The sequence below is a fragment of the Paraburkholderia oxyphila NBRC 105797 genome (genome assembly GCF_000685075.1).
Taxonomy (GTDB): Bacteria; Pseudomonadota; Gammaproteobacteria; order Burkholderiales; family Burkholderiaceae; genus Paraburkholderia; species Paraburkholderia oxyphila.
Genome location: NZ_BAYD01000054.1, coordinates 1 through 13,040, shown reverse-complemented (window position 1 = coordinate 13,040; position 13,040 = coordinate 1). Strand labels below are relative to the sequence as shown.

Sequence of the window (13,040 nt, the reverse complement as noted above, 5' to 3'; positions counted from 1 at the left end):
CACTTCCCTGCCGATGATGCCGACGCTGCCAATGCATCACGCATCGCGCGGGGCTGGCCGAACGCACATGCCCGCACGCAATCCGCGCAAGTGGGCACCAAAAGAAAAAGCACGCTGGGCGCCCATGCGCACAGCGTGCTTCAATAAGGATCGCTAATTTCAGGCCGCCGCGGCCAATGCCTGCGGCAGGTGGTTCTGCAGATAGGCCTCGAACTCGTCCTTCACTTCAGGGTGGCGCAATGCGAACTCGACGGTGGCCTTCAGATAGCCGATCTTGCTGCCGCAATCGAAGCGCGTACCCATGTAGCGATACGCGAGCACCTGCTCTTCCGCGAGGAGCGATTGCAGCGCGTCGGTGAGCTGAAGCTCGCCACCCGCGCCGGGCTTCAGCGCGCGCAGGTGATTGAAGATCGTGGGCATCAGCACGTAGCGGCCCACCACGCCGAGATTGGACGGCGCGGCTTCCGGCGCGGGCTTTTCCACGATGCCCGAGAGCTTGAACACATCCTCTTCCCACTCGCGGCCGTCCACGATGCCGTACGACGCGCTGTTTTCGCGCGCGATCGCTTCCACGCCCACCACCGAGCTGTGATAGTGGTTGAAGGTGTCCACGAGCTGCTTCATCACCGGCTTGGGGCTATAGAGCAGGTCGTCGGCGAGAATGACGGCGAACGGCGCGCCGCCCACGAGCTTTTCGGCGCACATCACCGCGTGGCCGAGGCCCAGCGCTTCGGCCTGGCGCACGTAGAAGCAGTCCACGTTGCTCGGCTTGATGCTGCGCACGAGGTCGAGCAGCTTCTGCTTGTTGCGCGCTTCGAGCTCGGCTTCGATCTCGTACGATTTGTCGAAATGATCTTCGATCGCGCGCTTGCTGCGGCCGGTCACGAAAATCATTTCGGTGATTCCCGCAGCGATCGCCTCTTCCACCGCGTACTGAATGAGCGGCTTGTCGACGATCGGCAGCATTTCCTTGGGGCTGGCCTTGGTGGCGGGCAAGAAGCGCGTACCGAGGCCCGCAACAGGAAATACCGCTTTGGTAACTTTGAGCATGATGTTCATTCCCAGTTCGATCGTTTGAGTAACGGTCTCGCAGCAAGGCAAGCCGGCGTCCCCGAGGGTTCTGTTGGGTCTTTCTGCTGGGCAGTTTTTGTGTTCAAAAGGGTCGGGTCCGTCCACCACTAAAAAAAGAGACGAAATTCCGAATGCGACGGTCAAGCAGACCAGCGGCAATTATTGCCTGATTGATTGCCATGCGCCCCGAATAATCGGCATGAATTTCCTGATCCGGTTTCGATCGTCAAGCAAGCAAATTTCAAGCTGGCTTGCAATCGCGGCGCAATGGCAGATATTGCATGACCGCGCAGTTTACTCGACTTCGTCGGCGGGCGGCAAGCTACTCGTTTGCGTGCGCGAACGCCGGATAGGCTCGTTTCGCAGCGCCTCGCGATACGCCGACACCGCGACGAGAATCAACAGCACGGCAATGCCGGCCAGCAAATGCAGGTTCATCGAAATCTCCATCGACCTTAGGCGATCCCCATCAAATTAGCATTTAAAATCACACAAATAAATCGCTTTCTCGTTACAAGGTTTTATTTCTCGATTTCGATTCGGCTATGGATTTTTCGTATGCGGCCCGAGTGAAGCCGAATAAGCGCCATGAATATTTTTTGAAAAACTTTTGCATAATTTCCTCGCGCGAGGCCCCCTATGATCGCCGGGTAGCCTCCCACCATCACGCACGCCACGCCCCAATGAGCGATCCCGCACTCGAAACCGTCCTGCCGCCAGCCACTACCCTGCCCGCCGCCGTGGCGCGGCCTGCCGGTGCCGTCGCCAGCGATCACCTGATCGATGCGCTGCGCGGCTTCGCCGCCCTGCTGGTGGCGTATTTCCATTGCCGCCAGGTCACCTGGATCGGCATGGGCGCCTTCCATCAGGCCCACGCGAGCCTCGCGAGCCCCGGCACGATCGCCGCGTGGCTCACGCTGCCCGTTGCGTGGGGCTCCGCCGGCGTGCCGATCTTTTTCGTCATCAGCGGCTATTGCATTCACCGCAGCGGCGCGGCGCGCCTCTTGAAGAACCCCGATTTCCAGCTCGATGCCGGGCAGTTCTGGCTGCGCCGCTTCGTGCGGATCTACCCCGTGCTGCTCGCCGCGCTCGTGCTCACCTTCGTGGCCGATTCGTTCAGCCTCACGATGACGCCCGTGAGCCACAAGATTCTCGACATCGGGCCGCACGCGTTCCTCGTCAACCTGCTCTCGCTGCAAGGCGTGGCGGGCCCGACCTACGGCTCCAACGGCGCGCTGTGGACGCTCTCGCTCGAAGTGCAGTTCTACCTGCTCTATCCCCTGCTGTTCGCCGTGCGCCGCCGCGTCGGATTCAACGCGGTGCTGGCTGGCATCGCCGCCATCAACGTGATTTCGGCGCTCACGCTCGCGCGGCACGAGATCGTTGTCTTCACGTCGTACTGGTTCTCATGGATGCTCGGCGCGTGGATTGCGGAAGCGCGCCTGCGCGGCGCGGCAGGCTTCCGTTTCGCTTACGTGGCCGCGGCGCTCTTCGCGGTGGCGGGCTGCGTGGCGTTCCACTTCGGCCAGTACGGCGCATTCCAGCTCTGGGCCTGCGCCTTCGCCTGCTATCTCGTGAAGGCGCTCGCGCAGCCGGCCGCAACCGGCGGTGTGCTCATGCAGGCGTTTTCGAAGCTCGGCGCCTTCAGCTATTCGCTCTACCTGATCCATCTGCCGCTCTTCGTGCTGCTCGGCTCGCTGCTGTTCCGCTCGGCCCTGCAGACCTCGATCTGGCCTTCGTTCGGCTTCACGCTCGCCGTGCTGCCGGTCGCGTGGGTCTTCTATCGCCTCTTCGAGCTGCCGGCGCTCAACGTCGCTGCACGCCTGCGCAAGCGGGCTGCTTGATGAACGTTTAGATTGCGCGTCGATGTTTCGTGAAGACGGGCCGCTATAGCCAAAGCTATAGCGGCCCTTTTCAATCGGGTCTTCCCAGGCGAGCGCGCTTCCTCCAAAAGTGGCGCGCTACACGCGAAAAAATAGCGGGGCCGCTCTCACACGGCCCCGCCCTCGCCGCCCGGATTCGACGGCCCCTCGCTTCTCCCTGAGGCTCTATCGCGCGCGCGTCACGACGCCATCCAGCACGCGCCCGACCGCCTCCACGTACTGCTCCTTGCCGAAGCGCTCGCGCGCCACTGCAAGCCCGTTTTGCGCGAGACGCTCGCGCAGCGCCGCGTCATCGCAGAGCGCGGCAAGCGTCTTCGCGAGCTCCTGCGCGTCGCCCGGCGTGCAGAGCAGCCCGCTCTTGCCGTGCTCGACGATCTCTTTCACGCCGCCGTCGCGCGAGGCCACCACGGGCCGCTGCGCGAGCATGCCCTCCACTACGACGCGGCCGAACGGCTCCGGCGTGATGGAGGTATGCGCGACCACGTCCATCGCGCGCATGCAGGCCGCAATGTCGTGGCGGAAGCCGAGGAAATGGACACGGTCCGCGAGACCCCGCGCGGCAACGAAATCGCGCAGTTCCTGCGCATAGGCATCTTCGCCGAACAGCGGCGCGCCGACGAACACCGCATGCGCGCGCGGCTCGAGCAAGAGCGCTTCGAGCAGCACGTGCTGGCCTTTCCAGCGCGCGAGGCGGCTGAATGCGCCAACCAGAAACGCGTCCTGCGGCAGGCCGATCTGCGCGCGCAGTTGCGCCTGCGGCACGCGGGCGAGCGCGCGGAACGGCGACTCGTCCACGCCGTTGTGCACGACGTCGATGCGCCGCGCGTCGAACTTCGTGAGATCGGCAAACACCTGCGCCGAAGCGTGCGAGTTCGCAATCACGTGCGCAAGGCCGAGTTTCGCGCAACCCTTGATGACGGCGCGCTGCACGCGCCCGAAATGCTCGTCGCTCACGATGTCGCGCAGATGCCAGACCACCGGCTTGCGCGCGAGCTTGCCTGCCAGCACGCCGATCACCATCGCGCGCTGCGTATTGGCGTAGAGCACGTCGGCGCCGCGTGCACGGCGGCGCGTCTCGCGCACGAGCGCGGCAATGCCCGCGAGCACGCCGAGCTTGGGCACGGCGCCGCCGTCACGGCGCACGTTGCGCAACGCGCCCGAGTCGAGCACGTCCACGCGGGCGCCCGCGGCGTCGAGCGCCTCGCGAAACGGCCCGTCGTTGAACAGCAGCACCTCGATGCGCGCGCGCAGACCCTTCACGACTTCCAGCAGCGAAAGCTCCGCACCGCCCAGCATGCCGCTCTGGTCGATCGCCAGCACACGAGGCGCGTCTTGCGGGGCTTCTTGTGCCGTGTCTTGCGTCGCCGCTCGCCCGCCTTCGTCATCGTCGCCCGCGCGCGCCTCAGGTGCGCTGTCGCGCTGCAGCCCCGCCTCGGCGATGGCCGGCACGGCCCGCGCCACGCGCGCGAAGAACTGCTCGCGGAAGTGCGCCGCGGAAAAACGCTCCGCGTTGGCGCGGCAATCCTCGGCGCGAAAACGCCCCGGATCGCGCTCGAACGACTCGACCGCCGCGATGATGGACTCGGCACGCTGCTCCTCGAAGAACAGCCCCGTGGGCTGCGAGCCCGAGTCGCGCACGGTTTCTAGCGCACCGCCCTTGCCGTAGGCGATCACGGGCGTGCCGCACGCCTGCGCTTCCACGACCGAAATGCCGAAGTCCTCTTCGGCCGCGAACACGAAGGCCTTCGCACGGCGCATGCGATCGTGCAGCACCGAAAACGGCTGATAGCCCATCACCTCGACATTCGGGCTCGCCTTCGCGCGCACCTTCTGCATGTCGGGACCGTCACCGATCACGACGAGGCGCTTCTCCGGCATGCGCGAGAACGCCTCGACGATGAGGTCGATCTTCTTGTACGGCACGAGCCGCGAAGCGGTCAGATAGAAGTCTTCCTTTTGCGTCTCGAGCTCGAACGCGTCGACGTCGACAGGCGGATACACCACCTCGGCCTCGCGCTGATACACCTTGTGAATGCGCCGCGCGATGAACGACGAATTTGCCACGAACTGGTCGACCGAGTTGGCCGTACGCACGTCCCAGTTGCGGATGTAGTGGAGAATCAGCCGCGCGAGCATCGACTTCGGCCCCTGCGTGAGCTGCGACTCCTGAAGGTACTGATGCTGGAGATCCCACGCGTAGCGGATCGGCGAATGCACGTAGCTGATGTGAAACTGGTCGGGGCCGGTCAGCACGCCCTTGGCCACCGCATGCGAGCTCGAAATCACCACGTCGTAGCCCGAAACGTCGAGCTGCTCGATGGCGAGCGGCATGAACGGCAGATACGCGCGGTACTTCGTGCGCGCCTTCGGCAGGCGCTGGATGAACGAGGTCGTCGCGCGCTTGCCGCGCAGGAACTTGCGGTCCTTGTCCTCGACGAAATCGACCACCGAGAACAGATCCGCGTCGGGGAAGCAGTCGATGATCTGCTCGAGCACGCGCTCGGCGCCCGCATAGGTGACGAGCCAGTCATGCACGATGGCCACGCGCGGCTTGCGGTTGGCGGCGCGCGTGGGTCGCTCGAGGTGCTGCGGGCGCGCTTCCTGGTGCGGCCGCAATACGGTCACGCTGGACTCGCCGCGGGCATGGGTGTGGGTATCGCGCCGTTGGGCGGGCGCGGCGGCGCTTTCGGACGGCGCCACTTCGTCGATCAGTTCGTGACTCATGCGCTTTTCCGTAGGTTCAGACGAAACAGAAGGGAACGGGCGTAGCCGCGCAGCATGGGCGTGGTCGCAACGGACCACACGCAATTGGCCAGCGCCAGCACGACGCCCGCGCCGATCGCATAGATCGCATCGGGCAGCCACCACGCAATGGCAAGCGCGGCAGCGAGAAAACTCAGGTGTGCGAACATGTCGACCGCGATCGTGCGGCTGTGAATGCGCGAGAGCCACAAGAGCACGACATAGTCGAAGAGCGCGCGGAACAGCACCGCCGCAGCGGCGCCAGGCAGGCCGAAGCGCGAAATGCCCAGCCACAGCAAGCCGGCGTAGAGCGGCAGCTCGACGAGGCCCACGCGCGCGGCGGCGGCGGGATTGTTCTGCGACTGGATCAGGATGCGCGTGACACCGGCCTGCCCGATCAGCCATACGGCGATGATCAGGAAGCGCCCAACCGGTGCGCCGTGCCCGGCGATCTCGGGGCCCACCCACGCACGCAGGAAGGGCTCGAGCACCACGATCGCGCCAATGGCCACCGGCGTGAATACCGCGTTGAGAAACTGCAGCGACTGCGCCGCTATTTCGTCCGCATGTTCACGATGCAGCGAGGAAAGCCGCGGGAACAGCGTGCGCACGAGCGCGTTGGGTACCATGTTCAGGCGCGTCACGAGGTTCTGCGGCACCGTGTAATAGGTGACGAAGCGCGCGCCCAGGCCCGCGCCCAGCATCATGCGGTCGAGCGAATCGGCGACCATCGTGGAGACGCTGGCAACCAGCATCCAGCCGCCGAAATTGAACAGCGCCTTCGACGTGTCGAAGCGCGGCCCGCGTACCTGCTTGATGCCGAGCACGCGCAGCGCGGCGCGCCCGAGCAGCAGGCCCGCCAGCAGGCGCGCGAACACGGCGGCGGCAATCACGGTCTGCAGGTTCGGCGCAATCGCCCATGCGGCACCGAGCGGCAGCAACTGGAACAGGAACGTGCCGAGCGTCTGATTCGTGTTGTAGATGCCAAAGCGCTCCGCGCCGTTGATCGCGCCGGCGAACACCCACGAGACGTTGGCAATGGGAATCGCCACCGCGAGCCACGGCAGCGCGAGATAGACCTCGTGGCGCAGTTCGGCGCTCACGTGCGTGAAGTACGCCGTATAGAGCGCGCCGCCTGAATAAATCAAGAGGCCGCCGATCGCGCCCGTGATGAAGTTCAGCCAGAACGCGCTCCAGAACACGCGCTCGCAGGCTTCGGCATCCTTCGACGCATAGGCCTTCGAAATCTGGTTCTGCGCGGCCATGCTCATGCCCAGATCGAGCACGCTGAAATAGCCGATCAGCGTCCACACGAGCGCGATCACGCCATAGCGGTCGACGCCGAGCATCTTGATGTACGGCGGCACCGTGACCAGCGACACGAAGGTCGGCAGCACGAGGCCAAACAGATTGATCGCGACGTTGCGCAGTATGCCTTTATCCATATGTGTTCCGGTAGCGTGCGGCGCGGCTTGGGAATGCGGGCCTCAGTCGGCCCTTCGGCTGGGTCCTCGGTTGGGTCCTCGATGAGCCCCTCAGTCGGACTCTCAAGCCGGCTTCCAGCGGTACATCATCACTTTGCCGCGCGCGTCTTCTTCAACGAAGATCAGGTATTCGCCGTTGGGCTGACGATGTGCGGTAATGCCGAAGGGCACGTCCACCCAGCCCGAGGTATTGCCGACTTCCGCGCCTGGACCGAACGTGCCGATCTCCTTCGCGCTGTCCTTGTCGTACACGTGGACGTTGCCCGCGGGCTCGACCACGAACAGGTACTGCCCTTCCACGGTGACGCCCGCCGGCGTGACCGGCGGCTTCGCCTTGGGGTCCCAGGGCAGTTGCAGCAGATAGCGCTGCTGCGGGTTGCCGCTCGACCACTTGTCGTAACGCACGAGCACACGGCCCGCTTCCTTCACGAAGCCTGGATCGTGTGGCGAGTCCGCGGTATAGCCCGCCACGTAAAGCGTGTCGGTCTTCGGCTCGTAGATCGCGCGGTGCACCTCGGTAAAGGGCGCGGGCATCGCGTACTGGTCCATCTTGTCGTACGAGTAGATCGGGTTGCCCTTCGCATCGAGGCCGCCGAAGCGGAAACGCGTGATGCCCTTGTTGTCGCGCGCGCGCCAGATGTCGCCGCGTGTGTCGATCCACCAGCCCCAGCCGCCGGCCAGATGGCCCGGTCCCGGATACTTCGCGAATTCGCCGGCATCGAACGCGCCGTTGCCGTTCGAGTCGCGCCAGATCCAGTCGCCGCCCGGCGGCGCGTTCGGGACGTGCTCCACGGGCCGCGCACGCCCCGCGATGAAGCCCGAGGGAATGGCGGTCTCGCCGTCGCGCTGCGAATCGAAGCGGTAGATCTTCAGGTGATCCGCATACATGTCGGTGAGATAGAGGAACGTGTGGCCGTTCAGCTCGCGCGCGGTGGGCAGGCCCGGCCACATGTCGCCGTTGAACACGGGGTCCTGCGGATACTTGAATCGATTGGAGAGGAACCCTACATATTTCCAGTCCTGCCCCGGCGGCTTCGAAAGATCGAGTTCGAAGCGCTTGTTGCCGGTGTAGACGCTATTGGGCCGCGAAGGGTCCACCCATGCTCCGTCCACGAACAGCAGCCCTTCCACGTTCCACAAGCGCTTGCCGTCGGGCGAATAGCTTTCGAGCGTGGCGCCCAGCCCGGCACCGATCGTGCCCTGGCGCGGTCCGATGCCGTTGGTCGACACGTAGATGTTGCCCTTCGCGTCCGTGCCCACGCCGGTCAGGCCGTTGAAGCGGCCCGGTCCCGGCCGGCCCGCGTCGCCGGAGAAGATGCCGCCACGTTCGCCGAGCGTGCCGCTCTCCTTGTAGCCGCCACCCTCGTGCGAATAGATGAGGATCTGCTGGCGCGGGCCGTTGTCGGCCACCAGCACGCGCTGCTGGGGATCCACGGCCACGTCCACGGGCACCGAGTCGGCAGGCAGCTCGATCGTGCTGGAGAGCGGCTTGCCATCCGCCGAATAGTGCGCGATGCGCGGCGTCTGATCGGTCACGCTGCCCGTGACCACCCACAGCGAGCCGTCTCCCGCCACCGCGATCTTGCCCGGCTCGTGCACGTCGAATTGCGACTTGCGCTGCATCGAGTTCGCGTCATAGATCTCGATACGGTTCGCCATCGTGTTGCTCACGTAGAGCAGCGAATCGGTTGCCGCGAGACCGCCCACATCGGCGACGTGTATAGCAGGGTCGGGATGGGCGACGGCCGGCACGTCGGAGACCTTGAGAAATGCGCTTGCAAGCTGCGCGTGTGGATTGAGCGGATCGGGTGCGGCCTGGAAGGCCGCGGCGCGCTTGGGATCGTCAATCGGCCTGCGCGTGACCCCGTACCACTGGCGCCCCTTCTCGGGCCAGATACCGGGGCCGACCAGGTGGCCCCTTTCGTTGCCCACGGCCACGGCCGCATACAGATAGCGGTGGTTCACGGCCACGGCGTTGCCGCCGTATCCGCCCCAGCCATGCGTGCCGCCGGCAAAGCCGAGCACCTTGCCGTTTTGATACGCGCTGATCTCCGCACCGCTTTCATCCCAGGGCGCGTCCGTGTAGACCTTGCCATCGGGCGTCACGGCGATGGCGGTGATGTTGATCTGAGTCCACGTACCCTGGCCATTGCCGTACGTGTTGCCGATCCACGATGTCGTTACATTGAGTTGCGGCGCGGCGAGGGTCTGAACCGAAGAGGTGCAGACGAACGCACTGAGTGCAGCGAGCGCCAGCGTCCTGCGCATACGGCGGTCGGGAATCGGAAACGGCAAAGCAATTCCTCCGGTCGGTTGAATCCGTCTGGATCATGCCGTACATTCACGAAGAAAAATCACAGCACAAAAAGCGAAAATAATTCAAAAAAATTCAGTATTCGCGGTGCCTGCCGGCGCACATGCGAAATAAATCGCCGCGTGCCGCGCGAAGGCCCGCGACGCGGCCCCAGCGCGAACTTGTCCCGATTCCCGAAACGAAACTGCAACGAAATCGCCACGATACTGACGCCCATATTCCGGCTAATCAAATCGCTTTCATTTTCAAAATCGCCCACCAATATATTTCGGCTTTTTGACCATTTAATTCTTTCTAGAATGAACCGGCCTGTGCATGCATGAAACAACCGGATAGCCGATGACCGTAAACAGCCTCGCCAGCCCGCCGCAACATTCCCACCGCATCGTCCAGCTCGACGGCCTGCGCGCCTTCGCCGTGCTCGCTGTGTTCGCGCAGCACGCACTGAAAGCACCGCTGTGGATGGGCGTCGACCTGTTCTTCGTGCTGAGCGGCTTTCTGATCACCGGCATCCTGCTCGAGCGCAAGGCGCGCGGGCAATCGTATTTCAGCTACTTCTACGCGCGCCGCGTGCGCCGCATCCTGCCGCCGTACATTCTGCTGATGATCGTCTCGTCGCTGCTGTTCGGTTTCGGCTGGGCACACTACTGGCCGTGGTACGCGTTCTTCGCGACCAATATTGGCGACGCGCTGAACCAGAGCGGTCACGACAGCCTGAACATCCTCTGGTCGCTCGCCGTCGAAGAGCAGTTCTATATCTTCTGGCCCTTCGTGGTGCTGCTGCTGCCCGAACGCGCGCTCGCCGTCGTGGCCGCGGCGCTCGTTTTCATCGTGCCCGTGCTGCGCGCCGTCGCGACGCCGTGGTTCGATTCCTTCTGGCCCATTTACTACCTCACGCCGTTCCGCATGGACCTGCTCGCCTCCGGCGCGCTGCTTGCCGTGCTCGTGCGGCGCGACCGCAATGCGCTCGAGCCCTTCAAGGTGCCCGCCGCGATTCTGTTCTTCGCCATGCTCGCCGTACTCGCGTGGCTGCACCTGCATTACCCGCGCTTTCGCGCCGCCAACACGCCGCTCTCGAACGCCCTGCTCTACAGCGTCTCGCTCGTGTTCTGCACGTCGATCGTCGTCATCGCGCTGCAATCGAAGGGCTTCATCAAACGCCTGCTTTGCAACCCGGTGCTGGTCTACATCGGCACCATCAGCTACACGATCTACCTGATTCACCTCACGATTCTCTATGCGGTGTGGCCGCTCCACTTCAGCCGCCCGGTGAGCGCCGCAATCGCGCTCTCCATCACGCTTGTCTATGCGAGCGCAAGCTGGTTCCTCATCGAAAAGCGCCTCACGCGTGGGCCGAGCCGCCGGCACCTGTCTGCGGAAGCCACCGTGCGCGCCCGCGTGAGCGCCACCACCTCGCAGTCCTGAATCTCAAACCCGATAAACAGGTTCCGAATCCACGTTCGCTACTTCAAAGGTACTGACACATGAACGAACGACGCAAAGCGATCATCACCGGCGTATCCGGCCAGGACGGCGCGTATCTGACCAAGCTGCTGCTCGACAAGGGCTATCAGGTGGTCGGCACCTACCGGCGCACCAGCTCGGTCAACTTCTGGCGCATGAACGAACTCGGCGTCACGGATCATCCCTCGCTCGAACTCGTCGAGCACGATCTCACCGACGCGGGCTCGACCCTGCGCCTGCTCGAGCGCTCGCAGGCAAGCGAGGTCTACAACCTCGCCGCGCAAAGCTTCGTGGGCGTGTCCTTCGATCAGCCTGTGACCACGGCCGAAGTGACCGGCATCGGCGCGCTGAATCTGCTCGAGGCCATTCGCGTCGTCAACCCGCGCACGCGCTACTACCAGGCATCGACCTCCGAAATGTTCGGCAAGGTCCAGGCCGTGCCGCAGCGCGAGGACACGCCCTTCTACCCGCGCAGCCCGTACGGCATTGCCAAGCTGTTCGCGCACTGGTCCACGGTCAACTACCGCGAGTCTTACGACATCTTCGCGACCAGCGGCATTCTCTTCAATCACGAGTCGCCGTTGCGTGGCCGCGAGTTTGTCACGCGCAAGATCACCGACGCGGTCGCGAAGATCAAGCTCGGCAAGCAGAGCGTGCTCGAGCTCGGCAACATGGATGCCAAGCGCGACTGGGGCTACGCCTCCGAATACGTGGAAGGCATGTGGCGCATGCTGCAGGTTGACGATCCGGACACCTACGTGCTCGCCACGGGCCGCACCGAAACCGTACGCGATTTCGTGACGATGGCTTTCGCCGCGGCCGGCTTCCAGCTCGAATGGTCGGGCCGTGCCGAGCGCGAGACCGCTGTCGACATTGCGACGGGCCGCACGCTGGTGCGCGTGAGCCCGCGCTTTTACCGGCCCGCCGAAGTCGATCTGCTGATCGGCGACGCGGACAAGGCGCGCAGCAAGCTCGGCTGGGAGCCGCAGACCTCGCTCGAGCAACTCTGCCAGATGATGGTCACGGCCGACCTCGCACGCAACGAGCGACATGACACATTCTGAAGCTACGCGCGCGCCACGCGCGCTCATCACCGGCGAGGGCGGCTTTACGGGCCGCTACATGGCCGCGCGTCTCGCCGCGGACGGCTATCAGGTCTGGGGCACCGTGCGCCCCGGCGAGTCCGTGGGCGAAGATGGCGTGCCGGGCGGCATCGCCACGATCGCCGCCGACCTGCTAGACACGCAAGCGCTCGCGCACGCTGTGGAAACGGTGCGACCCGATGTGGTCGTGCATCTCGCGGCAGTGGCGAACGTCGCCAACGGCGACGTTTCCCGCACCTACATCGTCAACGTAGTCGGCACGCGCAACCTGCTCGACGCGCTCGCACGCCAGCGTCATGTCCCGCGCGCCGTGCTGCTCGCGAGCAGCGCCAACGTCTACGGCAACGCGACACCCGGCGTCATCGACGAAGCGGTGGCCCCGCAGCCGGCGAACGATTACGCAGTGAGCAAGCTCGCGATGGAATATCTCGCGAAGTGCTGGAACGCGCAACTGCCTATCGTGATCGCACGGCCGTTCAACTATACGGGCGTGGGTCAGAGCACTGACTTTCTGCTGCCCAAGATCGTTGAGCACTATGCGCGTGGCGACCGGACGATCTCGCTCGGCAACACCGAAGTGAGCCGCGACTTCTCCGATGTGCGCGATGTGGTGGATGCCTATGCCAGGCTTATCGCGGCAGCGCCGCGCGGCGAAACGGTCAATGTCTGCTCGGGCACCGGCTGGACGCTCGGTGAAGTGCTCGATATGCTTTCGGGTATCGCTGGGTATGAGATCGAGGTGAAGGTCGATCAGCGGTTCGTGCGCGCTAATGAAGTGCGCCATCTTGTGGGCTCGAACGCGAAGCTGCGGTCGATTGTTGGGGAGTCGGTTTGCACGCCTATCGAGGCGACACTGCGGTGGATGTATGATGAGGCCCGCAAGCGGGTACAGGGTGGCTAAGGCTGGTGCGCCTTGTGCAGTTGCCGTGCTGTGCGTGCCTTTCGCGCTTTTCGCGCTTTTCGCGCTTTTCGCGCTTTT

10 protein-coding genes are annotated in these 13,040 nt (G+C 64.4%); 4 read left to right on the top strand and 6 right to left on the bottom strand.

Annotated elements, in window-relative coordinates; all coding sequences use genetic code 11:
• Window positions 1-159 precede the first annotated feature (159 nt).
• Together galU and BO1_RS60320 are read right to left on the bottom strand one after the other, a co-directional pair.
• Window positions 160-1,050, bottom strand: a complete 891-nt coding sequence (gene galU / locus BO1_RS28665) for a UTP--glucose-1-phosphate uridylyltransferase GalU (protein ID WP_028220496.1) — start codon at window positions 1,048-1,050, stop codon at window positions 160-162.
• Window positions 1,051-1,365: 315 nt separating this feature from the next.
• Complete coding sequence (locus tag BO1_RS60320; RefSeq protein WP_167338402.1) at window positions 1,366-1,509, bottom strand: hypothetical protein; 144 nt, start codon at window positions 1,507-1,509, stop codon at window positions 1,366-1,368.
• Between the two features lie 245 nt (window positions 1,510-1,754).
• On the opposite strand from BO1_RS60320, the gene BO1_RS28655 reads away from it, so the two are divergent.
• Window positions 1,755-2,915 (top strand): acyltransferase family protein, encoded by a 1,161-nt coding sequence (locus tag BO1_RS28655; protein ID WP_028220495.1) that lies wholly within the window; start codon window positions 1,755-1,757, stop codon window positions 2,913-2,915.
• A 204-nt stretch (window positions 2,916-3,119) separates the two neighbouring features.
• On the opposite strand, the gene BO1_RS28650 is transcribed toward BO1_RS28655, so the two are convergent.
• From BO1_RS28650 to BO1_RS59490, 4 genes are all read right to left on the bottom strand, one after another.
• The gene (locus BO1_RS28650; RefSeq protein ID WP_028220494.1) at window positions 3,120-5,678 is read right to left on the bottom strand and encodes a glycosyltransferase family 4 protein; all 2,559 of its coding nucleotides are present in this window, start codon (window positions 5,676-5,678) and stop codon (window positions 3,120-3,122) included.
• On the bottom strand, window positions 5,675-7,141 hold the full coding sequence (locus BO1_RS28645) for a flippase (protein ID WP_028220493.1): 1,467 nt from the start codon (window positions 7,139-7,141) through the stop codon (window positions 5,675-5,677). The genes BO1_RS28650 and BO1_RS28645 overlap by 4 nt, the downstream gene beginning before the upstream one ends.
• A 102-nt stretch (window positions 7,142-7,243) precedes the next feature.
• Complete coding sequence (locus BO1_RS28640) at window positions 7,244-9,448, bottom strand: NHL repeat-containing protein (RefSeq protein ID WP_028220492.1); 2,205 nt, start codon at window positions 9,446-9,448, stop codon at window positions 7,244-7,246.
• An 86-nt stretch (window positions 9,449-9,534) separates the two neighbouring features.
• Window positions 9,535-9,753 (bottom strand): hypothetical protein, encoded by a 219-nt coding sequence (locus BO1_RS59490; RefSeq protein ID WP_156992432.1) that lies wholly within the window; start codon window positions 9,751-9,753, stop codon window positions 9,535-9,537.
• Between the two features lie 80 nt (window positions 9,754-9,833).
• On the opposite strand from BO1_RS59490, the gene BO1_RS28630 reads away from it, so the two are divergent.
• From BO1_RS28630 to BO1_RS28620, 3 genes are read left to right on the top strand one after another with little or no spacing between them, the layout of a single operon-like run.
• Window positions 9,834-10,919, top strand: a complete 1,086-nt coding sequence (locus BO1_RS28630; protein WP_028220491.1) for an acyltransferase family protein — start codon at window positions 9,834-9,836, stop codon at window positions 10,917-10,919.
• A 59-nt stretch (window positions 10,920-10,978) separates the two neighbouring features.
• Entirely contained in the window at window positions 10,979-12,022 is a 1,044-nt protein-coding gene (gene gmd, locus BO1_RS28625) for a GDP-mannose 4,6-dehydratase (RefSeq protein WP_028220490.1), read from the top strand.
• Window positions 12,009-12,962 carry an NAD-dependent epimerase/dehydratase family protein gene (locus BO1_RS28620; RefSeq protein ID WP_028220489.1) on the top strand — a complete coding sequence of 318 codons (954 nt, stop codon included), beginning with the start codon at window positions 12,009-12,011 and terminating at the stop codon, window positions 12,960-12,962. The genes gmd and BO1_RS28620 overlap by 14 nt, the downstream gene beginning before the upstream one ends.
• The last annotated feature ends 78 nt before the right edge of the window (window positions 12,963-13,040 follow it).

Coding starts and splice junctions, on each gene's coding strand:
- galU (WP_028220496.1), bottom strand. CDS start 1,050: ATGCTCAAAGTTACCAAAGCGGTATTTCCTGTTGCGGGCCTCGGTACG.
- BO1_RS60320 (WP_167338402.1), bottom strand. CDS start 1,509: ATGAACCTGCATTTGCTGGCCGGCATTGCCGTGCTGTTGATTCTCGTC.
- BO1_RS28655 (WP_028220495.1), top strand. CDS start 1,755: ATGAGCGATCCCGCACTCGAAACCGTCCTGCCGCCAGCCACTACCCTG.
- BO1_RS28650 (WP_028220494.1), bottom strand. CDS start 5,678: ATGAGTCACGAACTGATCGACGAAGTGGCGCCGTCCGAAAGCGCCGCC.
- BO1_RS28645 (WP_028220493.1), bottom strand. CDS start 7,141: ATGGATAAAGGCATACTGCGCAACGTCGCGATCAATCTGTTTGGCCTC.
- BO1_RS28640 (WP_028220492.1), bottom strand. CDS start 9,448: ATGCGCAGGACGCTGGCGCTCGCTGCACTCAGTGCGTTCGTCTGCACC.
- BO1_RS28630 (WP_028220491.1), top strand. CDS start 9,834: ATGACCGTAAACAGCCTCGCCAGCCCGCCGCAACATTCCCACCGCATC.
- gmd (WP_028220490.1), top strand. CDS start 10,979: ATGAACGAACGACGCAAAGCGATCATCACCGGCGTATCCGGCCAGGAC.
- BO1_RS28620 (WP_028220489.1), top strand. CDS start 12,009: ATGACACATTCTGAAGCTACGCGCGCGCCACGCGCGCTCATCACCGGC.